Origin of the sequence: Sphingomonas sp. 1185, from assembly GCF_040544655.1 — a bacterium.
In the GTDB taxonomy this organism is placed as follows: domain Bacteria; phylum Pseudomonadota; class Alphaproteobacteria; order Sphingomonadales; family Sphingomonadaceae; genus Sphingomonas.
In genome coordinates, this window is sequence record NZ_JBEPKL010000008.1 from 71,021 (window position 1) to 96,451 (window position 25,431).

A 25,431-nucleotide genomic window follows, 5' to 3' on the forward strand; every position below is an offset into this window, starting at 1 on the left:
ATCATTAACGTTCAATTCACCTGCCCGTCAGTCGACCAGAAGGTGAACGACGTTCCGCTCGACATGGGCGATGGCCCGCACCGGCGCGACCGGGGCCGAGGCGACGAGCGCCGGATCGGCCAGCTCGACACGCCACCGTCCCGCATGATGGCTGGCCGCACGGACATTGCCCGCCCCGCCCAGCAGGCCGAGCAGCGCGTCGGGCAGGCTCGCCACAGGGGCCGCCGCCGGGGCGGCGGGGGTCGGCGCAACCGCGACCGGCGCGGAGACTGGCTGGCCATGGCCCGCCTGGATGGCGGCGCGCATCTCCATCGCGACCGTGTCCGCGACCGGACCCAGCACCACCTGAACGCCATTGGCGGAGGGGCGCAGGATGCCGCGCGCACCCAGCCGCTTCAGCGCGGGCTCGTCGACCCGTGCGGGGTCGTTGACGACCAGCCGGAGCCGGGTGGTGCAGGCCGCGACCTCGCTGAGATTGGCGCCGCCGCCCATCGCCGCGACGAAGGACGCGCCGCGCCCGCCCTCGACCACCGGCTGATCGCCCGCCGCCTCGCCGCTCTCGACCATCGGCTCGGCCTCGCGGCCCGGCGTCTGGAGGTTCCAGCGGCGGATCGCGAAGCGGAAGACCGCGTAATAGAGCAGCGCATAGACCGCGCCGACCGGGATCAGCATCAGCGGCTTGGTCGCCTTGCCGAAATTGATGACATAGTCGAACAGGCCCGCCGAGAAGGTATAGCCCAGCCGCACGCCCAGCGCGTTCATCAGCGCCTCCGCCACGCCGGTCAGGATCGCGTGGAAGGCATAGAGGACCGGCGCCAGGAACATGAAGCTGAACTCGATCGGCTCGGTCACGCCGGTCAGGAACGACATCAGCGCCAGGCTGAACAACATGCCGCCGACCGCCTTCTTCCGCTCGGGCAGCGCCTCGTGATACATGGCGAGACAGGCGGCGGGCAGGCCGAACATCATCACCGGGAAGAACCCGCTCATGAACGCGCCCGCGGTCGGATCGCCCGCGAAGAAGCGGGTCAGGTCGCCGGTCTTGCCCTGATAGTCGCCGACCACGAAATAGGCGACGGTGTTCAGGATATGGTGCAGCCCGGTGACGACGAGCAGCCGGTTCAGCACGCCGAACGCGAACAGCCCCAGCCCGCCTGCCTGGACGATGCCCTGGCTCATCGCATCGATGCCCGTATTGACCGGCCCGAACGCGACGCCCAGAAGCGCCGCCAGTCCCAGGCCGACAATGCCCGAAATGATCGGCACGAACCGACGGCCACCGAAAAAGGCCAGATATTCCGGCATCTTGATCGTCGCAAAACGGTTGTAGAAGCTGCCGCCGATCAACCCGGCGACGATCCCCACCGGCACGTCGAAGCGATGGACCGACTTGCTCCGCCAGGCCGCCTCGACGGTGGCCGCGATGTCCTTGGCCAGCCCCGCGCCGGTCCCGGCGGGCGGGACGATCAGCGTCTCGGCCCCCTTGATCGTGACGAGATAGCAGGTGATCCCCGCCAGCGCCGCCGCGCCATTGCCGTCCCGGGCAAAGGCGGTGGCGACGCCGACCGCGAAGAGCAGTCCCAGATTGTCGAAGATCGCATTGCCCGCATTCGCCATGAAGGCGATGTTCAGCATGTCCGGCTGGCCCAGGCGGAGCAGCAGCCCCGCCACCGGCAGGACCGCGATAGGCAACATCAGCGCCCGCCCGAGCGACTGAAGCGAGGCCATGGGCGAGCTCATGCGCCGATCTCCTGAAGCATGGTGGTGATATGCGCGCGAACCGCCGCCGCCGAGGGCAAGGCGGTCGCCTGAAGCGCGGCGGCGCGGCAACGGACCATGTCCAGCTTGCCGACCAGCGCCTTGATCGCGGCGACCCGCGCGGGGGGCACCGACAATTCGGTGACGCCCAGCCCCAGCAGGATCGGCACGGCCAGACGATCGGCGGCCAGCGAGCCGCAGACGCCGACCGGCGTGTCATGCCTGGCCGCGCCTTCGCAGGTCGTGCCGATCAGCCGCAGCACGGCCGGATGAAGCCCGTCGACCCCCGCCGCCACCGCCGCGTTGCCGCGATCCATGGCCAGGGTATATTGGGTCAGGTCGTTGGTGCCGATCGAGAAGAAGTCGGCCTTGCGCGCGAGGATATCGGCGGAAATGGCGGCGGCGGGCGTCTCGATCATGACGCCGACCTCGGCCTTGCCCCCCTGGCGTTCGACGACGGCGCGAACCGCCTCCAGCTCGGCCAGGCTGGCGACCATCGGCGCCATGATCCGGCAGGGCTGGCGCACCGCCAGGATCGCGCCGACCTGATCCTCCAGAAGCTGCGGATCGGCGAGCGACACGCGAATGCCGCGCAGGCCCAGCGCCGGATTCTCCTCGACGGGCAGGTCCATATAGGGTGCGGGCTTGTCGCCGCCGACATCGAGCAGCCGGACGATCATCGGCCGGTCGCTCAGCGCATCGGCGATCGCCTGGTAATCGCGGGCCTGTTCGTCGCGGGTCGGCGCGGTCGCGCGTTCCAGGAACAGGAATTCGGTGCGCAGCAGGCCGCAGCCCTCCGCTCCCTCGGCCACCGCCGCCTCGGCATCGGCGACCGAGCCCAGATTGGCGAACATCTCGATCCGGGTGCCGTCCGCCATGCGGCACGGCCCCTGTGCGGCGCGTGCCGCCTCCATCTCGGCCTTGCGGCGCGCGATGGTGTCGCGGGCTTGGCCTTGTGCGTCGGCATCGGGTTCGGGATCGATCAGCCCACGATCGGCGTCGAGCACGATCACCCGGCCATCCTCCAGCGCGGCGAGCGGATCGCCGAACGCCACCGCCATGGGCAGCCCCATGCCCGCCGCCAGGATCGCGGCGTGCGAGGTCGGGCCGCCCTTAACCAGCGCGATCCCCGCGACGACGCCCGCGTCCAGCGCCGCCACCTGGCTGGGCAACAGGTCCTCGGCGACCAGGATCGCCCCGGCGGGAACGCTCGGCCCCTCGATCGGCAGCCCGGCCAGCGCGGCCAGGACATGACGTTCCAGATCGCGCAGATCGTCCGCGCGCTCGGCGATGCGGCGGTCGCCGCTCGACACCAGCACCTTGACCTGCTCGGCAATCGCCTCCTGCCAGGCAACGCCCGCGCTCAGGCCGCGCGCGACCCCGGCCAGCGCGGCCTCGGTCAGCGTGGGATCGGCCAGCATCGCGCCATGCGCCGCCATCACGCCGCCGCGCGCGCCACCGGCCGCAGCCGCCAGCACCAGTCCTTCGCGGACCCGTGCCAGCGCATCGGTCAGCCTGGCGCGCTCTTCCTCGGCGCTTGCCGCGACGGTCTCGACCGGAATCGCCGCGCGGGTCAGCCGGTGGATCGGCCCGACCGCCAGGCCGGGCGCGGCGGGCACGCCGCCCAGGCCCGGTCCTTCGCCGCGTGCGGGTTCGGGCGCCTCGACCGGGGTTTCCTCGGGCGTCGCGTCGCCCAGAAAGGCGACGACCTCGGCCAGCGCGGCGGCGGCCTGCGGGCCGTTCGCCTCGATCCGTACCGTCGTGCCATGACCCAGCCCCAGCCCGAGCAGGCCGACCGCGCTCAAGCCCGAGGCGCTGCGCTCGCCATGTGACAGGGTGACGCGCGCCTCGTGCCGCCGGACCGTCTCGACCAGCCTGGCGGCGGGACGGGCGTGGAGGCCGTGCGACAGCGCGACCGTCATCTCCTCGATCAGCGTCTCCCCGCTCTCCTCGGCGACCAGGGCCTCGGCGGCAAGCGGCACGACGCGAAGCAGCGGATCGCCGACCGCGACCAGCCCGGTGGCGATCGGCTCGACGCCGTAGCGGGTGGCGTCCGCGACGATGACGGGCGTCACCACGGCGGGTGCGTGGCGGACGAGATAATCGAGGTCGAAGCGGATCAGCGGCTGACCTGCCAGCACCTTGGCGCCCGCCTGCACCTGCGGGGTCAGACCCTGGCCGCCCAGCGACACGGTGTCGATGCCGATATGGCAGATCAGCTCGAAGCCCTCGGTGCTGCGCAGCGTCACCGCATGCCCAGCCTCGTGCACGGTCAGCACCGTGGCGTCGCACGGGGCGCAGAGCGCGTCGTTCACCGGATCGATGGCGATGCCGTCGCCCAGCATCTTCTCGGCGAAAACCGGATCGGGCACCTGCGCCAACGGCATCACCCAACCCGCCAGCGGGGCAAAAATGGTCAGGTCACTCATCGCACGTCACTCTTTGCCAAACTGCATTCCTTCCCCCGCGACGATCGCCCGCCCCCCGCATCAGCGTGGACGGATCGTCACCCGGCCCAGCAGACCGCTTTCGATATTGCCCAGTCCCGCGACGATCAGCGCGATCGTCCGCTTGCCCGACCCGGCCGGCAGCGCGGCGGTCAGCGGGCCCGGCCGGGGATCGCGCTTCTCGGCGACCAGCCGTCCGTCGACCCACAGGCTGGCCATGCCGCCCACCGAGGCGAAGCTCAACGTGCCGCCGCGCGCCGCGACGGCGCGGCGGGGCGTGAGGACGGTGCGATAGACGCGCCACCCCGCCCCCTCCGCCGGGGTCGGCGTTCCCGCCCGGACAAAGGCCCAGCCGTTATTGTCGCTGGCGGCGGGCGCAAGATCGGGCGAAGGTCTGGCGTCCAGCCGGGGCGAACGCCGCCAGTCGCGCACGTCCATGTCTCCGGCCAGCACCGGCACCTGCGCGCGCGGCGTCACGCCCAGCCGGTCGAGCCGCAGGGTGGCGGGCCTCAGCCCCTCCGCCGTCGCGCGGATGGTGATCCGCCCGCGCCCGGTGTCGGGCCGCACGATCATCTGGGCCAGCCCGTTGAACAGCGAGCGCCGATCGCCCTTTTCGGGCTCGTGGCTGTTGGGATCGCCATTGCCGACGCCGATGATCGCCCCGCCCTCAATGGTGAAGCGGGTCATCAGGTTGGCGGTCGGGACATGGCGTCCATGCGCGTCGATCGCATCGATGGTGATCGCCTGCGCATCCTCGGTATCGCCCGCCATCACGGTGCGCGCGGGCGTCAGGCGCAGCGCCACCGGCACGCCGACCGTCTCATGCGCGGCACGCGCGACCTCGCGCCCGCCGCGATAGGCGATCGCCTCGATCCGGCCCGGCGCATAGGGGATGGTCCATTCATTGCCCATCAGCCGGTCGACCGCGCCCTCGCCCACCGTCTTGCCGTTCAGGCGAAGGACGACGCGCTCGGCGTTCGACAGGACCATGACCTTGGTCGGCTTGCCCTCGCGTCCCGGCCAGCTCCAGTGCGGTGCGATCGCCACGACGGGCGCGTCATCGACCCAGGCGGCGCGGTGGATGTCGAACGCGGTCTTGGGAAAGCCGCAAAGGTCCAGGATACCGAAGAAGCTGGCGATGGTCGGCCATTCATAGGGCGTCGGCTCGCCATGATAGTCGAAGCCGGTCCACACGAACCCGCCCGCGACGAAGGGGCGATCGGCGATCTTCTTCCAGGCGCCGCGATGGGTGTCGCCCCAACTCGCCGCCTCGATATCGTAGCTCGACGCGATGTGGCGCGCCGGGTCGCTCTCGAACGCGCCGCGCGTCATGAACGCGCTGGTATCCTCCGAGCTGGTCATCGGCTTGGCCGGGTTCAGCTGGTGATAGCGGTCGTAATCGCCCTGATAATAGTTGAACCCGGTCACATCGACGACCTGCGCGACGTTGACGGGATCGAAAAAGGCCCCGTTCATCGCCGCCGTCACCGGGCGGCTGTCGTCCAGCGCGCGCACCCAATGCGCCATGCGCCTGACCATCTCGACCCCCGCCGGGGTGCCCTGCATCGGTTCCTCGTTGAAGACCGACCACAGGATGACCGAGGGATGGTTGCGGTCGCGCCGGACCAGCCATTCCAGCTGCGCGCGATATTCGGGCGCCGGATTGAACTGCCGGTTCTCGTTCATGACCAGCAGGCCCAGCCGGTCGCACCAGTCGAGCAGCTCGGGCGTCGGCGCATTGTGGCTGGAACGCACCGCGTTGCACCCCATCGCCTTCAGCCGCTCCAGCCGCCAGCCGATCAGCGCGTCGGGCAGTGCGGTGCCCACGCCCGCATGATCCTGATGCAGGCAGACGCCCTTCAGCTTGACGGGCCGGTCGTTGAGGAAGAAACCCCGGTTCGCGTCGAAGCGGATCGTGCGGAACCCGATCGGCACGCGGCGCTCGTCCGCCACCTGTCCGTCGCGCAGCAACCGCACATCGACCGTGTACAGCGTCGGCCGTTCGACCGACCAGAGCATGGGATCGGCCACGGACAGGTCGAGCGCGGCGCGCCCTTCGTCCAGTGACGGCACGGTCGCCTGGGCCTGGCCCTGCGCCACCACCTTGCCCTGCGGATCGAGCAGCCGCGCCTCGACCGTCACGGGACTGTCGGTTTCGACGATGCTGGCCAGCGTCACCGCGACGGGGACATGCCAGCCGCCGTCGCGCTTGCGCGGGTCGCAATGGACGCCGTCGGTCGCGATCGAGACGGGCGCATAGTCGCCCAGCCAGACATGGCGATAAAGGCCCGCGCCTTCATACCACCAACCCTCCATCGCATCGGCGTCGACGCGGACGGCCACGACATTGGCCTCGTCGCCGAACCGCGCGAACGGGGTCAGGTCGATACGGACGGCGTTATAGCCGGAGAAATTGTGCGAAACGACGCTGCCATTGACCCAGATGGTCGCAAAGGTCGCGATCCCGCCGAATTCCAGCTCGATCCGCCGCCCGCGCAGGGCCGGGTCCAGCCGGAAGCTGCGCCGATACCAGCCGATCCCGCGCGGGCGATAGCCTTGCGCGACATTGGCGTTTTCCACGAAGGGCTGGAACGAGGCCCAGTCGTGCGGCAAGTCGACCGCCTGCCAGTCGCTGTCGTCATAATCGACCGCCGCCGCGCCGCGCGCATTGCCCGCCTTGACCGACAGATAGGTCGCATTGTGCGTATCGAGCCGCGCGGGCTCGACATCGCCCTCGTGGAACAGCCAGCCGCGATCCATCAGGACCCGGCCCGCATCCTGCACCGGCAGCGCGGGCGGCAGCCGGTCCACCGGGGCGGGCATGGGAAGCGCGCCCGCGCCGTCCGCCGGGCGGCGATCGGCGGCGAAGAGCGGGGCGGACGGAATGCCGCCCGCCAGCCCCACCACCGCGCTGCCCAGCAGAAGGTCGCGGCGCGCGACCGTCATGCGGCGATCCGCGTATCGACGGGCTTGAGCGCGGCGTCTAACACCACCCAGTCGGCGCGCAGGCCGATGCCGAGTGCGCCCCGCTCGTCCGACAGGCCCAGGAACGCCGCCGGGTTGGTCGCCGCCATCGCAGCGGCCTGGTCGACGGTGATCCGCAACTGCTCGACCGCATTGGCGACCGCCGAACCCATGTCGAGATCCGATCCCGCCAGCGTGCCGTCGGTATAGGTACACTTGCCGCCAGACACGTCGATATGACGACCGTGCAGGACGAAGTCCTTCTCGACCGCGCCGACCGACGACATGGCGTCCGTGACCAGCATCAGTCTGTCGAACGGCCGCGCCTTCAGCGCCAGCCGCAGCATCGGCGCGGAGACGTGGAAGCCGTCGATGATCAGCCCCGAATAGGGGCGCGGATCGTCGAGCGTCGCGCCCGCCAGCCCCGGCACGCGCTGCTGCATGGCGGGCATGGCGTTGTAGAGGTGGGTGATGCCGGACAGCCCGACATCGAACGCCGCCATCGCCTGCTCATAGCTGGCCTCGGTGTGCCCGGCGCTGACCAGCACGCCCGCTTCGACCAGACGGCGGATCGTGTCGACCGGCACCCGCTCGGGCGCGATGGTCAGCATGACCTTGCCACGGCGCGGGCGGGTCAGGACGGCGATCATCTCCTCGTCCAGATCGCGGAACCGCGTCGGATCGTGGATGCCCTTGCGCGCCGGGTTGAGCACCGGCCCTTCGACATGGATGCCGATGACGCCCGGCACCTTCGCCTCGATCGCCTCGTCGATCGCGTCGAGCGCGCGGGCGATCTTGTCGGGGGTTTCGCTGACCAAGGTCGGCAGCATCGCGGTGGTGCCATAGACGGCATGCGCCGCCGCCATGGTCGCGATGCCGTCCACGTCCAGCCGGTCGTTGAACAGCACGCCGCCGCCGCCATTGACCTGGGTGTCGATATAGCCGGGGACGACCCAGCCGCCGTTCAGGTCGATCGTGTCGTCCGAACCCTCGACCGCGCCGATCGACGCGATGCGATCGCCGTCCACGACGATCTCCGCACCCGGCAGGACGCCGCCGGAGGTCGCGACATGGCCGTTGACGAAACGGAAGCGGGTCATAGCGTGCGGGTCACTTTCTGCAGATGCGGCGGCGAGTCGGGGTCCATGCCACGGGCGAGCGCCAGCGCCTCGACCATGCGGTAGAAGCTGGCGAGCATCGAAATCGGCTCCAGCGCGGGGTGGCCGGCGACCATGGGCAGCGCACCGCCCTGCCCGGCGACGAACGGCTTTGCACCGCGCGCCTCGAACTGGTCGGCGACCGCCTTCACATCCTTGCCCGCCACGTCCGAGGTGGCGAAGCCCAGCACCGAATAGCCGGGCTCGACGATGCGCATCGGGCCGTGGCGAACCTCGGCGGCGCTGAACGGCTCGGCCTGGATCGAGCAGGTTTCCTTGAGCTTCAGCGCGGCTTCCTGCGCCACGCCGTAGCCATAGCCGCGACCCAGCACGAACATCTGGCTGAGTTCGCGCAGGCCCTCGACCGCCGGGGACCAGTCGAGGCGCAGCGCCTGCTCGACCTGACCGGGCAGATCGGCGAGCGCCGCTTCCAGCGTCTCGTCACCCGCCCAGGCGGCGGCGAGCTGCGCCAGACCCGCCAGCGCGGTCAGGCACGACTTGGTGGCGGCGACGGCCTTTTCGGGACCGGCCGACAGCGGCAGGAAGGTGTCGGCGCCGGTCGCCAGCGGCGATTCCTCGTCATTGACCAGCGCGACGATATGCGCGCCGCCTGCGCGATACGCCTCGACCGTCGCCAGCAGGTCCGGGCTGCGCCCCGACTGCGAGATGGCGATGACCAGCGCGCCCTGCACCTTCATCGGCGTCTCGAAGATCGACGCGACCGAGGGCGCCGCCGACGACACCGGCACGCCGGTCTTGGTTTCCAGGATATATTTGCCGTAGGTCGCGGCGTGATCCGACGATCCACGGGCGATCGTGACGATCACCGGCGGCGGGGCGGCACGCAGCCGTTCGGCCAGCGCCTTGACGGTCGGCGCATTGCGCGCGAGCAGCCGGGCAATCGCCTGCGGCGCCTCCCCCGCTTCCGCTCCCATCAGGGTGCTGGTCCCCGCACTACCGGCGGTCATCACATCAGACATCGGTTAACTCCGCGACGAAATCATAGGCATCGCCGCGATAGAAGGACTGGGTATATTCCACCGCCCGTCCATCGCGTAGAAATCCGCGGCGCTCGATCAACAGGCCCGCATGGCCCGGATCGACATCCAGCATCTTGGCATGGTCCGCCCCGAACGGCACCGCGCGCAGCCGCTGGAGCGCGCGGATCGGCCGGTTGCCGGTCCGCTCCAGTGCCGCATAGAGCGACCGGTCGACCGCCTCGACCGAGGGGAGCGCGAAACCGGCGATGGTCGAGACCTCGATCGCCATCGGCACCTCGTCGGCAAAGCGGACCCGCTGGAACCGATAGACCGGCGCGCCCGGCGACAGGCCCAGCGACAGCGCCTCCTCGGGCGTCACCGTGCCCGGTGCGCGGCTGACCCACTGACTGCTCGGCGTGCGGCCGCGCGCGATCATGTCCTCGGAGAAGGAGGACAGCTTGGAGAAGCTCTTCTCCACCCGGCCCGCGACGAAGGTCCCGGCACCGCGCCGGCGGGTCAGCAACCCCTCTTCGACCAGGCCGCCAATCGCCTTGCGCACCGTGATCCGCGACACGTCATATTCGATCGCCAGATCGCGCTCGGCGGGGATCGCGTCATCCTCGGCCAGGACATTGCTGGTGATGGCGTCGCGCAGCAGCTGCTGGAGCTGAAGGTACAGTGGCGCGGGGTTCCCCTTTCGGAAGGAGCCGACCTGCGCCGAGAATGTCATGGCCGCGCCATCCCCCTTTGCCCGGACGTCGCTCATGCCGCGCCCCGCTTCGCACAAAGGCTTATCGCAGCAGGACCATGTGGGCAATAGGTATTATATTTGGCATACATTGGATGTTATTTCCTTCCGATAGCCTGCCGCAACGCCGCGATCTTTTCGGGGCTGGTCCGGCGCCGGTCGCCGCCCCCGAAACCCATGGCGGCGATCCGCAGGTCCCCCCAATCCTGCCGGACGCTGGCCGAAGCATGGACCGCATCGACGCCGGTCCGCGCGACCAGCGCGGCGGCATTGTCGGCCGAAACGCCCGATCCGGCGATAATCGCCAACCGCCCATCCGCCGCCGCGACCATCGCCGCGATCGTCTCGGCCCCGGCCTGGGCGGTCGCGGCGCCGCCCGAGGTCAGGATATGGTCATAGCCGATGGCCGCGACCGCATGGACCGCCGCGACCGGATCGGCGACGAGATCGATGGCACGGTGCAGCGCGATGGCCACGCCGTCCGCCGCGTCTCGCCAGGCCGCCAGCACGTCCAGATCGAGCGACCGGTCGTCGGCCATCGCCCCGACCACGACACCCGCGACGCCCATGGCGATCATCCGCCGGATCTCGTCGGTCGCCATCGCGACCTCGTCGGCGTCGTAACGGAAATCGCCCTCGCGCGGACGGACCATCGCATGGACCGGCACCCCCGACCGCACCGCCCGCGCGACCAGCGCCGCCGAGGGGGTCAGCCCGCCCAGCCCCAGCGCGCCACACAATTCGATCCGATCCGCGCCCCCCGCCACGGCCGCCGCGACGCCGTCGGCATCATCGACACAGATTTCCAGAAGCGGTCGCGGCATCGCCGTCATGGGCATCCCCTCGTCATGATAGCCATAGCCAGTCCTCCTCCCCAGGAACGACCGGAACCCTGCCATTTAAGCAGCATGTCCCACGATGTGCCAGCCCAATGGTCCCATGACGGGATCGGCCTGATTTTTTCCGTTTACGGACCAATGTCAGTTTGGTTACACGTTGGTCGGTCAACCCGACCGAGGCCTCCGTAACCTGCCCTATTTGTCGCCGCCCACCGTCAATGTGATCCCCTATTTCGAAAGTGGGATCTTCCAGGCGCGGCTCCGCTACAATTATTGTTCGAGCTATTTCCGCATGATCGACCGCCTTCTACAAGAACGGCCGGACCTATGCGGCGTCGGTGGCGGTGCGCTTCTAAAAAACGCGCCTCCGTCTTTACGATACGGAAAGGCCCGTCGATCCAGGATCGGCGGGCTTTTTCGCGATCGGTGACTTTAACGAGTCATCAAAATGCTGCGCGCCTGTCACCGATCTGCGACGCGCACGTCACAGATGACGGGCATGACATTCCCAACGCCTAGCGTGGGGGAACGCCGATGCCGATGACCAGCATTCCGATCGATGGCTCGCTGCACGAAGACGCCGCCATTCTCGACTTCATCCCCCGCGCGCCGGCGCCCCCCGAACCCGAAGGCCAGGCGCGCCGCCGCTATCGCACGATCTGGATTTCCGACGTCCATCTCGGTACGCGCGGTTGCAATGCGGAAATGCTGATCGACTTTCTGGACCATGTCGACAGCGAGACCATGTATCTGGTCGGCGACATGATCGACGGCTGGCGGCTGAAGAAGAAATTCTACTGGCCCGCCGCGCACAACGACGTGGTGTGGCGGCTGCTGAAGCGCGCCAAGCGCGGCACCCGTGTCGTCTATATCCCCGGCAACCACGACGAGATCTTCCGCCAGTTCACCGGCATGGATTTCGGCGGCATCGCCATCTGCCGCAAGGCGATCCACGAGACGGCGGACGGCCGCCGCCTGCTGGTGCTGCACGGCGACGAGTTCGACGCGATCACGCTGGCGCATCGCTGGCTCGCCCATGTCGGCGACTTCGCCTATACCGCGCTGATGGAGGTCAATCGCTGGGTGAACATCGTCCGGCGGTGGATGAAGCGCCCCTATTGGTCGCTGTCCAAGCACGCCAAGGCCAAGGTGAAGAACGCCGTCGCCTTCATCTCGCATTTCGAGGAAGTCGTCGCCCATGCGGCGGGTGCGCGCGGCGTCGATGGCGTGGTTTGCGGCCATATCCACACCGCCGAAATCCGAGACATCAACGGCGTCACCTATTATAATGACGGTGATTGGGTGGAGGGCTGTACCGCGCTGGTCGAGCATTTCGACGGCACGATGGAGATCCTGCACTGGGGTGACGAGATGGAGGCGCGCCGCAACCAGCCGGTCGCCGCCGCCATCGCCGCCTGACCGGGGAAGGACACACCGAATGCGCATCGCGATCGTCACCGACGCCTGGAGCCCGCAGGTCAACGGTGTGGTCCGCACCCTGCAATCGGTCGCGGCCGAGCTGCGCGCGATGGGGCATGAGCTGTGCATCGTCTCGCCCGATCGCTATGTCTCGGTCCCCTGCCCGACCTATCCCGAAATCCGGCTGGCGCTGCCGGGCCCCGGCGTGGTCGGGCGGACGCTGGGACAGTTCCTGCCCGATGCCATCCATATCGCGACCGAGGGGCCGCTGGGTCTGCTGGCGCGGCGCTGGGCGCTGGCGCAGGGGCTGCCCTTCACCACCGCCTATCACACCCAGTTCCCTGAGTATGTCGCCGCGCGGGTGCGGGCGATCGATCCCGAATTCGTCTGGCGCTATGTTCGCTGGTTCCACGCGCCCTCGACCGCGATCCTCGCCTCGACGCCCAGCGTGGCCGCGACGCTGGCCGCGCATGACCTGCCCCAGAGCCGCCATTGGGGGCGCGGGGTCGATACCGCCTTGTTCCGGCCGGACGGTCCGCGCGATGGCTTTGTCGCGGGCCTGCCCGGCCCGGTGCAACTCTATGCCGGGCGGGTCGCGGTCGAGAAGAATATCGCCGCCTTCCTCGCGACCGACGTGCCGGGAACCAGGGTCGTGGTCGGCGACGGCCCGGCGCGCGCCGCACTGGCCGCCCAATATCCCAATGTCCATTTCCTGGGCGCGAAGTTCGGCGAGGACCTGGCGGCGATCTACCGTTCGGCGGATGTGTTCGTCTTCCCCAGCCGGACCGACACCTTCGGACTGGTCATGATCGAGGCGCTGGCCTGCGGCACGCCGGTCGCCGCCCTGCCGGTGCAGGGGCCGCTCGACGTGCTGAGCCCCGAGGTCGGGGTGATGGACGAGGCGCTGGAGCAGGCGATCACGCAGGCGCTGACGCTCGACCGGACGAACTGTGCGGCATTCGGCCAGGAATTTTCCTGGCGGCGCAGCGCCGAGCAGTTCCTGGCGGCGCTGGCACGGATCGACCGCACGATGCGCGAGGCGGCCTGATCGTCCGACTCCTCCGGACGGGTATCGCACATGGATCAGGCCGACGTCCCCGTTTAACGGGTTGAACCGGGCTTGCCCGCCATGTCATGGTCGCCGCTCGCGCGATTCGGCATGGCCATCGGCCGCCGATCGCTGATCCTTCGGTCGGTCCGTCATTCGGCGCGCATCGGCCGCTCCAACCGCTGCACCCGAAAGGTCCCCGATTGGACGTCGTTACGCTCAGCCTGTTCCTTCTCCTCGCCGTCGTCATCAGCGGCGTCGTCTCGCGCATCCTGCCTTCCGCGCTGCCGCGCCCCCTGGTCCAGATCGCGCTGGGCGCGGTGATCGGTGGGATCGCGCAGATCCGGGTCGAACTCGATCCCGAGATATTCTTCCTGCTGTTCGTGCCGCCGCTGCTCTTCCTCGATGGCTGGCGCATTCCCAAGGACGAGCTGTTTCGCGATGCGGGCGCGGTGCTGGGGCTGGCCTTGGGGCTGGTGTTCCTGACGGTGCTGGGCATGGGGCTGTTCATCCACTGGATGATCCCGGCCGTGCCCTATGCGGTGGCCTTCGCACTCGCCGCCGTCGTGTCGCCGACCGATCCGATCGCGGTGTCGGCGATCGCGCAAAAGGCGCCGATCCCCAAGCGGATGATGCACATATTGGAGGGGGAGTCGCTGCTCAACGACGCCTCGGGCCTGGTCTGCCTGCGCTTTGCGGTCGCCGCCGCGCTGACCGGGACCTTCTCGCTCGCCCATGCCGGGCTGACCTTCGCCTGGATGGCGGTGTCGGGCGTCGGGCTGGGCGTCGCCATCGCCTGGGGCACGGTCACCGCCAAGGGCGTCTTCGCGCGGCGGTTCGGCGACGATAGCGGCTCGAACATCCTGGTCAGCCTGCTGATCCCCTTCGCCGCCTATATGGTCGCCGAGCATGTCGAGAGTTCGGGCGTGCTGGCGGCGGCGGCGGCGGGCATCGCCATGTCGTTCACCAACGTCTCCTCGGGCGCCAAGGCCGCGACGCGCATCCGGCGGCAGGCGGTGTGGGACATGCTGCAATTCACGCTGAACGGCATCATCTTCGTGCTGCTCGGCGAGCAGCTGCCCCAGGTCTTTGCGGGCGCGCGCGACACGGTGATGCTGACCGGCCATCTCAGCCCCTGGTGGCTGGGGCTGTACGTCGTCGCGATCGTCTCCGGGCTGGCGGGGCTGCGTTTCCTGTGGACCTGGGTCGCGCTGCGCCTGACGCTGTTCCGCGAGCGGCATCTGCCCAACCGGACCAGCCCGCCGCGCCGGGTCATCACCGCCATGTCGGTCGCGGGCGCGCGCGGGGCGATCACCCTGGCGGGTGCGCTGACCCTGCCGCTGACGCTGAACGACGGCACGCCCTTTCCGGCGCGCGACCTGGTGATCTTCCTGGCATGCGGGGTCATCCTGTGTTCGCTGGTGATCGCCAGCCTGACCCTGCCGCTGCTGTTGCGCGGGCTGGCGCTGCCCAGCGAGGACGGGATCAGCGAGCTCGACCGCACCCGCGTCGCCGCCGCCAAGGCCGCGATCGCCGAGCTGGAACGCTTCCAGCACGAAATGGCCGAGGGGCGCGAGGATGCCGACCAATATGTGGAGATCGCCTCGCGCCTGATGGACGGCTATCGCAGCCGGATCGACACGCTGGAGGGCGACGACGATCCCGACGCTCGCCGCCTGGAGGATGTCGAGCGGCGGATGCGGCTGGCGGCGATCCGTGCCGAGCGGCGGGTGGTGTTCGAGCTGCTCAACGCGCGCGCCATCGGGTCGGAAACCGCGCAGCGCCTGGGTCGCGAGCTGGACCTGATCGACACGCGCCTGTCGACGCAGGGCTGAGGCCGCTCGGCCGGGCATCTTTGCCCTTGCGCGGGGCGGCGAATTATCGTGTCTCGTCGGCGGGGTCCGGCATCGACAGGGGGTGGAATGCACGCAGACGTCGCGAACAAGTGCCTGAATTGCGGGGCAAGCCTGGTCGGTCCTTACTGCCATGACTGCGGCCAGTCGGCGCATATCCACCGGACGCTGGGCGCCTGGTGGCACGACTTCAGCCACGGCGTCCTGCATATCGAGGGACAGGTGTGGCGCACCATGGCCAAGCTCGTCACCCGGCCCGGCGAGCTGACCCGCCGCTATATCGCGGGCGAGCGCCGTCGCTTCCTGTCGCCGCTGGCGCTGTATCTGTTCAGCGTCTTCCTGCTCTACATCGCCTATTCGGTGCTGGGCGGGTTCGCGACCTTCCACGCCCCCGGCACGCAGGAGGCCGCGACCGAGCTCCGCGCCGAGGTCGCCACGACCGAGCGTCGGATCGCGGCGATCGACCGGCAACGCGCCGATGCCGTCGCCGCAAAGCGCGATACCGCGGCGCTCGACGGCGAGCGCGCGACCCTGGTCAAGCGGCAGCATGATCTGGAATTCACCGCCATGGCGCTGGGCGGCGGCGGGGCCGCGTCGGGCCATGGCGCGCAGGAGGCCCAGGTCATCACCGGCTGGAAATCGCTCGACGAAAAGATCGCCCATGCGGTTCGCGATCCCGAATTCCTTCTCTTCAAGATGGAGGCGAACGGCTATAAATTCTCCTGGGCGCTGATCCTGCTGTCGATGCCGTTCATGCGCCTGTTCTTCCTGTGGAAGCGCGGGCTGGCAATGTTCGACCATGCCGTCTTCGTCACCTATTCGCTCAGCTTCGTCAGCCTGCTGATGGTCGTCATGATCCTCTGGACGAAGCTGGCCCACCTGCCCGGCCTGGGATTGCTGATGCTCGCCTTTCCCGTGCATCTCTTCCTCCAGATTCGCGGCGCCTATGGCCTGGGTCCGCTGGCGGGGCTGGTGATGACGCTGGTCGTCGGGGTGATGGCGGCGGCCGTTCTGCTGATCTGGATCGTCGCATTGCTGGCGCTCGGCATGGCGCATTGACCCGTCAATCGGTTGCATCACGGCCCGGTTCGCGATCCCCCCAGAAAATGGGTGGACGCCCCCTTCCCGCCTTGCCATGATACCAAAACATACCATGAGAATACCGGCACGCGACAAGCCGGTGGATTGCGGGGGTGACGGATGGCGAGAAAGAGCCTGATGCGAGCGGGGACCATGTCCGCCGCCGTCGCGCGTGCCCGCCGCCGGTCCGGCCGGGTCCGGCCTTTTGGTTCCATGTCCTTTGCCGTGCGGGGCTTCGTCCGCGCACCGATGCAGCTTCCAGGGAAATCGTCTTGAAACATCGTCTCGGCCTGATCCTGGCCGCGCTCGCCTTGCCCTTCCCCGCGCTCGCCGCGCCCAAGACGGTGGCGACGCTCGACCGCTGGCAGGTGCGGATCGATCCCAAAGACGCCGACGCCGCGCGCGCGCATCCGCAGGCGGCGAACTGGCTGGCCGCCACCGTACCGGGCAGCGTGCAGCAGGACCTGATCGCCGCGAAGATCGTGCCCGATCCCTATAAGGGCGCGAACGAGGCCCCCATCCAGTGGGCGGGCCTGACCGGCTGGCAGTATCGCACCACGCTGGACGTCACGCCCGAGATGCTGCGGCGCGATCATCTGGACCTGGTGTTCGACGGGCTCGACACCTTCGCGACCGTCACGGTCAACGGCCAGCCGCTCCTGTCCGCCGACAATGCGCATCGCCGCTGGCGGGCGGATGCCAAGCCGCTGCTGAAGGCGGGCGCGAACGAGGTGGTGGTCAGCTTCGCCTCGCCGATCAGGACGCTCCAGCCGATGGTGCTGGCCGAGAAGAACCCGCTACCCGGCGAATATGACTCCCCCTTTGGCGACGAGCCCAAGGGCAAGCAGACCTCGCCCTATATTCGTAAACCCAAATACCAATATGGCTGGGACTGGGCGCCGCGCATCGTCGATATCGGCATCTGGCGCTCAGTCCGGCTGGAGGCGTGGGACGCCGCGCGGATCGACAATCTGCGGATCGAGCAGGAGGCGCTGACCGATGCCGAGGCGCGCATCCTCGCCCGCGCCTCGGTGGTGGCCGACCGCGCGCAGACCGGCCGGATGGACGTGACCGTCACCGGCCCCGACGGCCGCCGCATCCGCGTCCGCCGCGACGTGGCGCTCCAGCCGGGCGAGAATGACGTGGTCGTCCCCGTCTCGATCGCCCGGCCGCAACGCTGGCAGCCGATCGGCTTCGGCGCGCATCCGCTCTATACCGTGGGAGCCGTACTGGCCGGGGCCGATGCGGTCGAGAAGCGCACCGGCCTGCGCACCGTCGAGCTTGTCCGGAAGGACGGCAGCTTCGGCCTGAAGATCAACGGCAACGTCATCTTCGCCAAGGGCAGCAACGTCATCCCCTTCGACGCCTTCCCCGCCCGCGTGGCCGCCACAACCGAGCGCCAGATGCTGGAAAAGGCGGTCAAGGCGAACATGAACATGGTCCGCATCTGGGGCGGCGGCTATTATCCCGAGGACAGCTTCTACGACGCCGCCGACGCGCTGGGCCTGATGGTCTGGCAGGATTTCATGTTCGGCGGCAGCGTGACGCCCCCCGACGCCAAGTTCCGCGAAAATGTCCGCGTCGAGGCCGAGGAACAGGTCGCCCGGCTCCAGTCGCACCCCTCGCTGGTCATCTGGGCGGGCAATAACGAGGTGCTGTCGGGCTGGGAAAACTGGTCGGACCGCAAGGCGTTCAAGAAGGCGGTCGGCCCCGACGAGCAGGAACGGATCGGCACCGGCATGGCGGTGCTGTTCGACCGCGTGCTGCGCGATGCCGTCATCAAGAATTCGCCCGGCATCCCCTATTGGCCCGGCTCGCCCTCGACCGATTATGAGGGGCCGACCGACACCGACAAGGACGGCGACCGCCATTTCTGGGACGTCTGGTCGGGCTCCAAGCCGGTCGAGCGTTACACCGACAGCTGCCCGCGCTTCATGTCGGAATATGGCTTCCAGGCCTTCCCCGACCTGTCGACCATCGCGACCTTCGCCGACCCGGCGGACTTCCGTATCGACAGCCCGGTGATGAAGGCGCACCAGAAGTTCCTAGCGGGCGAAGGCAATGACCGCATCACCTTCTACCTGAAGCAGAATCTGCGCGACCCGCGCGATTTCGCCGATCTGGTCTATCTGAGCCAGGCGATGCAGGCGCGCGCCATCGGCCTGGCGGCGCGGCATCACCGGGCCTGCCGTCCGGTGACGCTGGGCTCGCTCTACTGGCAGCTCAACGACAGCTGGCCCGCGATCAGCTGGTCGAGCATCGACTGGACCGGGCATGACAAGATGCTCCAGCACGAGGCGCGCCGCTTCTTCGCGCCCCAGACGATCGTGGCGGAGACCAAGCCCGGCGCGACCCGGATCGCGCTGGTGTCCGACGCCACGGCGCCCAAACCGCTCGGCTGGCGCGTCACCGGCTATGCCATGGATGGGCGCAAGCTGGGCTCGCAATCGGGCAGCGTGACCATGGCCCCCGCCTCGGCGAGCGATGTCGCGACGATCCCCGATGCGGCGATCTTTGCCGGTGCCGCGCCCGAGAGCAGCTATGCCGTCGCCGAACTGTTCGATGGGGACAAGGTGATCGCCCGCCAGATCGTCGAGCGGAAGGTGCCGCGCGACATGGCCTATCCGGCGCCGGGCATCACCGCGCGCTGGGCGGGCAAGCAGCTGACGCTGACCGCGCGCCATCTCGCGCGACAGGTACAGGTCAATTTCGGCACCACCGCCGCCGAACCGTCCGACGATGGCTTCGACCTGTTGCCCGGCGAGAGCATCACGCTCACCATCCAGAGCGACGCGGACGCGGCCACCCTGGCGCGCGAGCTGAACATCTATACCCTCGGTCCGAAGGACGCCCAGTGATCCCGTTCCTCCTCCTCGCCGCCGCCGGTCAGGCCGCCGCCGCTCCCGCCCTTCCCCCCGCCGCGCAGTCGCTGTCGGTCGAACGCAAGGCGGCGCAGCTGGTCAACGAGGCCCCGGCCGAACCCGCGCTCGGCCTGCCCGCATTCGACTGGTGGAGCGAGGGGCTGCACGGCATCGCGCGCAACGGTCCGGCGACCGTCTTTCCGCAGGCGATGGGCATGGCCGCCACCTGGGACCCCGCGCTGATCCAGAAGGTCGGCGATGTCGTCGCGGTCGAGGCGCGGGCCAAGTTCAACACCAAGCCGCTGAACGCCGATCGCGGCCTGTTCGAAGGGCTGACCATCTGGTCGCCCAACATCAACATCTTCCGCGATCCGCGCTGGGGCCGGGGCCAGGAAACCTATGGCGAGGACCCGTTCCTCACCAGCCGGATCGGCATCGCCTTCGTGCGCGGCCTCCAGGGCCCCGACCTGAAGCATCCCAAGGTCATCGCGACGGTTAAGCATCTCGCGGTCCATTCGGGCCCCGAGGGCGGGCGCGACAGCTTCGACGTGATGGTGTCCCCGCGCGATCTGGAGGCGACCTACCTGCCCGCCTTCCGCGCGACGGTGACGGAGGGCAAGGCGCTGTCGCTGATGTGCGCGTATAACGCGATCCACGGCACGCCGGTCTGCGCCAATCCGATGCTGCTGACCCAGCGGCTGCGCACCGACTGGGGCTTCAACGGCCTCGTCGTGTCGGATTGCGACGCGGTCGGCAATATCTGGATGTTCCACCATGCCCAGCCCGACGCGCCCGCGGCGGCGGCGGCGGCGCTGCGCGCAGGGACCGACCTGAATTGCGGCAACACCTATCGCGCGCTGCCCGAGGCGGTGAAGCGCGGACTGATCACCGAAAGCGAGATCGACACCGCGCTCGCCCGTGCGCTGGCGGTGCGGCGGATGCTGACGGTCGATTCGCCGTGGAACGCGATCAAGCCCAGCCAGCTCGGCACCCCCGCGCACCGCGCGCTGGCGCTGGAGACGGCGCGCAAGGGCATCATCCTGCTCGACAATCCGGGCGACCTGCTGCCGCTCAAGGGCAAGCGGCTGGCGGTGTTCGGGGCCAATGCCGACGATCTGGGCGTGCTGGAGGGCAATTATCACGGGTCGGCGATCGATCCGGTGACGCCGCTGGAGGGGATTCGCCGCAAGTTCGGCCGCGACATCCGCTATGCGCAAGGATCGGTGCTGGCCGAGGGGGCGTTCGTCAACGTGCCCGAGACCGCCTTGTCGGCGAACGGCAAGCCGGGTCTGGCCGTGGAGACGATGGGTGCGAACGGCCAGTGGAGCGCCGCCGGACAGGATTCCCGCATCGACTTCAACTATACCAAGACGGCCCCCTTCCGCCGCCGCTGGACCGGCACGCTGACCCCGCCGGGGCCGGGCCAGTACAAGCTCCAGCTCAACGGCCCCGCCTGCTGGCACGCCTGCCCGCCGCATGATCCGGTCAAGCTGTGGATCGACGACCGGCTGGTCATCGACGGCGTGATCGGGGCCAAGGGCCTGGAGACCATGATCGACGGCACCGCGCCCCGGCGCATCCGGGTCGAGATCGACCATAAGGGCGGCGACGAGGGCTTCCGCCTGCAATGGCTGCCCCCCGCCGAGGCGCTTCAGGCCGAGGCGCTGAAGGTCGCCGGGACAGCCGACGTGCTGGTCGCGGTCATCGGCCTGTCGCCCGATCTGGAGGGCGAGGCGCTGGGCGTCTCGGTCCCCGGCTTTGCGGGCGGCGACCGCACCGAGATCGTCCTGCCCGAGCCGCAGCGCAACCTGCTCGCCGCGCTCCAGGCGACCGGCAAGCCCGTCGTCGCGGTGATCGTCTCGGGATCGGCCGTCTCGCTGGGCGACATCAAGCCCGCCGCCACGCTGGCGGCCTTCTATCCGGGCAACGAGGGCGGCACCGCACTGGCCGAGATCCTGGCGGGCGACGTGAACCCGTCGGGCCGCCTGCCGGTCACCATCTATCATTCGACCGCCGACCTGCCCGCCTTTGCCGATTACGGCATGAAGGAGCGGACCTATCGCTACTTCACCGGCAAGCCCGCCTGGGGCTTCGGCCATGGCCTGAGCTACACCCGGTTCGACTATGGCCAGCCGACCATCACCGCCAGCGTCGCGGCGGGCCAGCCGGTCGAGGTCGCGGTACAGCTGCGCAATGTCGGCCAGCGCAGCGGCGAAGAGGTGGCGCAGGCCTATCTCGTCCCGCCCGCCACCGACGAGAAGCTCGTCCTGACCGATCCCGTGCTCCAGCGGCAACTGGTCGGCTTCACCCGCATACCGCTCAAGCCCGGCCAGGCGGGCACGGCGCGCTTCACCATCGACCCGCGCCTGATGAGCCAGGTGTGGCGCGACGGCACGCGCCGCATCCTGCCGGGCACGTACAAACTCTATATCGGCGGCGGTCAGCCGGGTGACGGCGCTGGCCAGTGGACCCAGTTCACCGTGACCGGCGCGGCGCAGGACCTGCCGAAATGACCCCGAACCGTCGCGAACTGATCGCAGGGGCCGCCGCCCTCGCCGCCACCTCCGCCGCCGCCCCCGCTTTCGCCGCCACGCCCGGCTTCGTCAGCAAGCGTCCCCCGGTCGCCGAGCGCCGTTTCGTATCGAAGGCGGTCGAGGCGGAGATCACCCGCATCTCCAAGATGATCGCCGATCCCGAACTGCGCTGGATGTTCGGGAACTGCTATCCCAACACGCTCGACACCACCGTGCTGTCGCTGGGCGAGGTGAACGGCAAGCCGGACGCCTTCGTCATCACCGGCGACATTCCTTGCCTGTGGCTGCGGGATTCGGCGGCGCAGCTACGGCCCTATCTGCATCTGGTGAAGCGCGATCCCGCGCTCGGGCGGCTGTTCCGCGGGCTGATCGGGCGGCAGGCGCGGTCGATCCTGATCGACCCGTACGCCAATGCCTTCATGCAGGACCCGAACGCCAGGACGAACCTGAGCTGGGCGCTGAAGGACGATACCGAGATGAAGCCCGGCGTCGCCGAGCGGAAGTGGGAGATCGACTCGCTCTGCTACGCGATCCGGCTGGCATATGGCTATTGGCGCGAGACGGGTGACGTGACGCCGTTCGACGCGGAGTGGAAGGCCTCGGCGCGGTCGATCGTGAAGACCTTTCGCGAGCAGCAGCGGAAAGGGGGCCTGGGGCCCTATCGCTTCCGCCGTTCCGCGCCGGAGCCGACCGAGACGCTCTATCGCGGCTATGGCCTGCCGACCCGTCCCAACGGCATGATCCATTCGGGCTTCCGCCCTTCGGACGATGCGTGCCTGTACGAACAGTTCGTGCCCGCCAATCTGTTCGCGATGACGACGCTGCGCGAACTCGCGGCGCTGTCGAGCGCGGTCGACGAGCCCGCACTGGCACAGGATGCGACCACGCTGGCCGCCGAGGTCGAGGCCGCGCTCCGGCAGCATGGCACCATGACGCTGCCCAACGGACAGCGGGTCTGGGCCTATGAGGTCGATGGCTATGGCAATGCCGTCTTCATGGACGATGCCAATGTCCCCTCGCTTTCTGGCCTCGCCTATCTCGGCTGCGTCGATCCGGCCGATCCGCTGTGGCAACGGACGCTCGCGGCGTGCTGGAGCACGGACAATCCCTGGTATTTCGAGGGGTCCGCGATCAGCGGCATCGGCGGCCCGCATACCGGGCCGGGCCAGGTCTGGCCGATGTCGGTCATCACCCGTGCGCTGACCTCGACCGATCCGGCCTTGCTGCGCGACAGTCTGACGATGATCCGCCGGTCGCACGGCCATACCGGCTTCATTCACGAAGGGGTCGATATCAACGATCCCACCAAGTTCACGCGCGACTGGTTCGCCTGGGCCAATGGCCTGTTCGGCGAGCTGATCATCCATGTCGCGGCCACCCGGCCCGAAGTTTTGCGGGAGACGTTCGCATGATTTTGACCCGCCGCTCGCTCCTCGCCGGGACCGCGCTCGCCACCTTGCCGCTCGATACGCTGGCCGCCCGCGTCGACACCCCGCCCGTTCTGCCGAACCTGTTCATCGGGACGGGCGGCGACGGCCATACCTATCCGGGTGCGGTCCTGCCCTTCGGCATGGTGCAGCTGAGCCCCGACACCGATGTCGAGCGCTGGGACACCTGCTCGGGCTATCACCACGGCGACAGCTCGATCATGGGGTTCAGCCACACCCATTTGTCGGGCACCGGGATCGGCGACATGCTGGACGTGCTGGTCGTGCCGACGCGCGGGGAGCTGAAGCTGGTGCCGGGGCCGCTGTCGGACCCGGATGCGGGCTATCGCCAGCGTTATTCGGACGAACAGGCGCAAGCCGGTTATTACCGCGTGAAGCTGGAGTCCGGTGTGCTCGCCGAGCTGACCGTGACGGAGCGGACCGGCTGGCACCGCTACACCTATCCCAAGGGGCCCGGCCATGTCCTGGTCGACCTGTCGCACCTCGTCCTCGACAAGAGCGACGAGAAGCCGCTGATCACCGATGCCGAGATCACCGTCGAGCCCGACGGCACGATCACCGGCACGCGCCGCGTTTTCCGCTGGGCCAAGGGGCGGCGCATCTTCTTTGCGATGCAGCTGTCGAAGAAGCCCAGCCGCATCCAGCTTTACGGCGATGGCGACGCGCCCGCGAACGGCACCGCCGTCAAGGGCAACCGCCTGAAGGCCGCCTTGTTCTTCGACGAACTGGGTGATGCGCCGCTGCTGATCCGTTGCGGCATCTCGGCGGTCGATGTGGCCGGGGCGAAGGCGAATCTGGCGGCCGAGGCAAATCACTGGGATTTCGAGCGCACCCGCAAGGCCGCCGTGGCGCGCTGGTGGGAGAAGAATTCCGGCATCCATGTCGAAGGCGGCACCAGCGACCAGCAGGTCATCATGGCCTCCGCCAATTACCACACGCTGATCGCGCCCACGCTCTTCTCCGACGTGGACGGCCGCTATGTCGGACTGGACGGACAGGTCCATACCCTGCCCGCCGGGCAGTCCGCCTATAGCACCTACTCCACCTGGGACACGTACCGCGCGCTGCACCCCTGGCTGATCCTGACCCAGCCCGCCCAGGCCAAGAAGCTGATCGACGACGTCATCCGCCAGACCCAGCAGAGCGCCTATGGCCCGCCGGTCTGGACGCTCCAGGGCAAGGAGACGGGGATCATGATCGGCTGGCACGGCACGCCGATCATGGCCGAGGCGATGGTGAAGGGCATTCCCGCCCACTATGCCGCCGCCTGGCCCGGCATCGCCAAGCGCAGCTTCGACTTCTCGGCGCCCGACATGGACAATAGCAAGGGCCGCGACCTGTACGACGCCAAGGGCTATGTCCCCGCCGACATCTGGTGGGAAAGCGTCAGCCGGACGCAGGAATATGCCTATGACGACTGGGCCGCGTCGCATATCGCGCGGCACGCGGGCAAGACCGCCGAGGCCCAGCGGCTGCTCAAGCGCTCGGGCAACTGGCGCAACGTCATCGATAGCGCGATCGGCTTTGCCCGCCCGCGCTTCAACGACGGCAGCTGGTGGAAGGATTACGACCCCATCCAGCTCGGCCATATGCCCAAGCCCTGGTGGCGCGACTATACCGAGGCCAATGGCTGGCAGGCGACGTTCCTGAACCAGCATGACGTGTACGGCCTGATCCGCCACATGGGGGGGGACGCGAAGTTCGAGGCCAAGCTGGATGGCCTGTTCAACGCGCCCTCGACCCTGCCCAAGAACGCGCCGCCCGATATTTCGGGTCTGGTCGGCCAATATGCCCATGGCAACGAGCCCGACCAGCATGCGGCCTATCTCTATGCCTATGTCGGCGCGCCGTGGAAGACGCAGGCGATGGTTCGCCGCCTGCTGACCGAGATGTACAAGAACGCGCCCGACGGCATCATCGGCAATGACGATTGCGGCCAGATGAGCGCGTGGTTCCTGTTCTCGGCGCTCGGCTTCTACCCGGTCGATCCGGTCAGCGGCGCCTATGTCCTGGGCAGTCCGCTGTTCGAGCGGGTGCGGCTGTCGCTGGGCGGGACCAGGACGCTGACCGTCGAGGCGAAGGGCAATCGCCCCGACACGCCCTATGTCCAGTCGGTGACCTGGAACGGCCGCCCCTGGACGAAGAGCTGGATCGACCATGCCACCCTGTCGAAGGGCGGCACCCTGTCCTTCACCATGGGCGCGCGGCCGAACCGCGCCTTCGGCCGCGATCCGAAGGACCGGCCGCCGTCCTTCGACCACAAGCCCGCCTGATCCCTCCCGGAGATACGTTGAA

General features: G+C 68.8%; 15 protein-coding genes. 8 read left to right on the forward strand and 7 right to left on the reverse strand.

The window, feature by feature from the left end:
• Positions 1 to 27 precede the first annotated feature (27 nt).
• The 7 genes from nagE to ABIC44_RS08280 form a co-directional block, all read right to left on the reverse strand.
• Complete coding sequence (nagE, locus tag ABIC44_RS08250) at positions 28 to 1,740, reverse strand: N-acetylglucosamine-specific PTS transporter subunit IIBC (RefSeq protein ID WP_354294772.1); 1,713 nt, start codon at positions 1,738 to 1,740, stop codon at positions 28 to 30.
• The gene (gene ptsP, locus ABIC44_RS08255) at positions 1,737 to 4,187 is read right to left on the reverse strand and encodes a phosphoenolpyruvate--protein phosphotransferase (protein ID WP_354294774.1); all 2,451 of its coding nucleotides are present in this window, start codon (positions 4,185 to 4,187) and stop codon (positions 1,737 to 1,739) included. Before ptsP ends, nagE begins: the two co-directional genes overlap by 4 nt.
• Positions 4,188 to 4,247: 60 nt before the next feature.
• Positions 4,248 to 7,151: a beta-galactosidase GalA gene (galA, locus tag ABIC44_RS08260; RefSeq protein ID WP_354294775.1), complete on the reverse strand. Its 2,904-nt coding sequence runs from the start codon at positions 7,149 to 7,151 to the stop codon at positions 4,248 to 4,250.
• A complete protein-coding gene (gene nagA, locus ABIC44_RS08265; RefSeq protein WP_354294777.1) occupies positions 7,148 to 8,269 on the reverse strand; it encodes an N-acetylglucosamine-6-phosphate deacetylase in 1,122 nt (373 codons plus the stop codon). Before nagA ends, galA begins: the two co-directional genes overlap by 4 nt.
• A complete protein-coding gene (locus ABIC44_RS08270) occupies positions 8,266 to 9,306 on the reverse strand; it encodes an SIS domain-containing protein (protein ID WP_354294778.1) in 1,041 nt (346 codons plus the stop codon). Before ABIC44_RS08270 ends, nagA begins: the two co-directional genes overlap by 4 nt.
• Complete coding sequence (locus ABIC44_RS08275; RefSeq protein ID WP_307104579.1) at positions 9,299 to 10,036, reverse strand: GntR family transcriptional regulator; 738 nt, start codon at positions 10,034 to 10,036, stop codon at positions 9,299 to 9,301. The genes ABIC44_RS08270 and ABIC44_RS08275 overlap by 8 nt, the downstream gene beginning before the upstream one ends.
• Positions 10,037 to 10,152: 116 nt before the next feature.
• The gene (locus ABIC44_RS08280) at positions 10,153 to 10,887 is read right to left on the reverse strand and encodes a copper homeostasis protein CutC (RefSeq protein ID WP_354294780.1); all 735 of its coding nucleotides are present in this window, start codon (positions 10,885 to 10,887) and stop codon (positions 10,153 to 10,155) included.
• A 540-nt stretch (positions 10,888 to 11,427) separates the two neighbouring features.
• Between ABIC44_RS08280 and ABIC44_RS08285 the strand changes: the two genes are divergently transcribed.
• The 8 genes from ABIC44_RS08285 (at position 11,428) to ABIC44_RS08320 (ending at position 25,409) form a co-directional block, all read left to right on the forward strand.
• On the forward strand, positions 11,428 to 12,312 hold the full coding sequence (locus ABIC44_RS08285) for a UDP-2,3-diacylglucosamine diphosphatase (RefSeq protein ID WP_354294782.1): 885 nt from the start codon (positions 11,428 to 11,430) through the stop codon (positions 12,310 to 12,312).
• 19 nt (positions 12,313 to 12,331) lie between these two features.
• Complete coding sequence (locus ABIC44_RS08290) at positions 12,332 to 13,360, forward strand: glycosyltransferase family 4 protein (RefSeq protein WP_354294784.1); 1,029 nt, start codon at positions 12,332 to 12,334, stop codon at positions 13,358 to 13,360.
• 203 nt (positions 13,361 to 13,563) lie between these two features.
• Complete coding sequence (locus ABIC44_RS08295; RefSeq protein ID WP_354294785.1) at positions 13,564 to 15,195, forward strand: Na+/H+ antiporter; 1,632 nt, start codon at positions 13,564 to 13,566, stop codon at positions 15,193 to 15,195.
• 87 nt (positions 15,196 to 15,282) lie between these two features.
• A complete protein-coding gene (locus tag ABIC44_RS08300) occupies positions 15,283 to 16,272 on the forward strand; it encodes a DUF3667 domain-containing protein (protein ID WP_354294786.1) in 990 nt (329 codons plus the stop codon).
• 293 nt (positions 16,273 to 16,565) lie between these two features.
• Positions 16,566 to 19,151 carry a beta-mannosidase gene (locus tag ABIC44_RS08305; protein ID WP_354294788.1) on the forward strand — a complete coding sequence of 862 codons (2,586 nt, stop codon included), beginning with the start codon at positions 16,566 to 16,568 and terminating at the stop codon, positions 19,149 to 19,151.
• The gene (locus ABIC44_RS08310; protein ID WP_354294789.1) at positions 19,148 to 21,667 is read left to right on the forward strand and encodes a glycoside hydrolase family 3 N-terminal domain-containing protein; all 2,520 of its coding nucleotides are present in this window, start codon (positions 19,148 to 19,150) and stop codon (positions 21,665 to 21,667) included. Before ABIC44_RS08305 ends, ABIC44_RS08310 begins: the two co-directional genes overlap by 4 nt.
• Positions 21,664 to 23,100, forward strand: coding sequence for a glycoside hydrolase family 125 protein (locus tag ABIC44_RS08315; protein ID WP_354294791.1), 1,437 nt, complete (start codon positions 21,664 to 21,666; stop codon positions 23,098 to 23,100). The genes ABIC44_RS08310 and ABIC44_RS08315 overlap by 4 nt, the downstream gene beginning before the upstream one ends.
• A complete protein-coding gene (locus ABIC44_RS08320; protein WP_354294793.1) occupies positions 23,097 to 25,409 on the forward strand; it encodes a GH92 family glycosyl hydrolase in 2,313 nt (770 codons plus the stop codon). The genes ABIC44_RS08315 and ABIC44_RS08320 overlap by 4 nt, the downstream gene beginning before the upstream one ends.
• The last annotated feature ends 22 nt before the right edge of the window (positions 25,410 to 25,431 follow it).

Excerpts from the sequence above, each read along its gene's own strand:
- galA (WP_354294775.1), bottom strand. The coding sequence starts at position 7,151 with ATGACGGTCGCGCGCCGCGACCTTCTGCTGGGCAGCGCGGTGGTGGGG.
- nagA (WP_354294777.1), bottom strand. The coding sequence starts at position 8,269 with ATGACCCGCTTCCGTTTCGTCAACGGCCATGTCGCGACCTCCGGCGGC.
- ABIC44_RS08315 (WP_354294791.1), top strand. The coding sequence starts at position 21,664 with ATGACCCCGAACCGTCGCGAACTGATCGCAGGGGCCGCCGCCCTCGCC.
- nagE (WP_354294772.1), bottom strand. The coding sequence starts at position 1,740 with ATGAGCTCGCCCATGGCCTCGCTTCAGTCGCTCGGGCGGGCGCTGATG.
- ABIC44_RS08290 (WP_354294784.1), top strand. The coding sequence starts at position 12,332 with ATGCGCATCGCGATCGTCACCGACGCCTGGAGCCCGCAGGTCAACGGT.
- ptsP (WP_354294774.1), bottom strand. The coding sequence starts at position 4,187 with ATGAGTGACCTGACCATTTTTGCCCCGCTGGCGGGTTGGGTGATGCCG.
- ABIC44_RS08280 (WP_354294780.1), bottom strand. The coding sequence starts at position 10,887 with ATGACGGCGATGCCGCGACCGCTTCTGGAAATCTGTGTCGATGATGCC.
- ABIC44_RS08300 (WP_354294786.1), top strand. The coding sequence starts at position 15,283 with ATGCACGCAGACGTCGCGAACAAGTGCCTGAATTGCGGGGCAAGCCTG.
- ABIC44_RS08320 (WP_354294793.1), top strand. The coding sequence starts at position 23,097 with ATGATTTTGACCCGCCGCTCGCTCCTCGCCGGGACCGCGCTCGCCACC.
- ABIC44_RS08270 (WP_354294778.1), bottom strand. The coding sequence starts at position 9,306 with ATGTCTGATGTGATGACCGCCGGTAGTGCGGGGACCAGCACCCTGATG.
- ABIC44_RS08285 (WP_354294782.1), top strand. The coding sequence starts at position 11,428 with ATGCCGATGACCAGCATTCCGATCGATGGCTCGCTGCACGAAGACGCC.
- ABIC44_RS08275 (WP_307104579.1), bottom strand. The coding sequence starts at position 10,036 with ATGACATTCTCGGCGCAGGTCGGCTCCTTCCGAAAGGGGAACCCCGCG.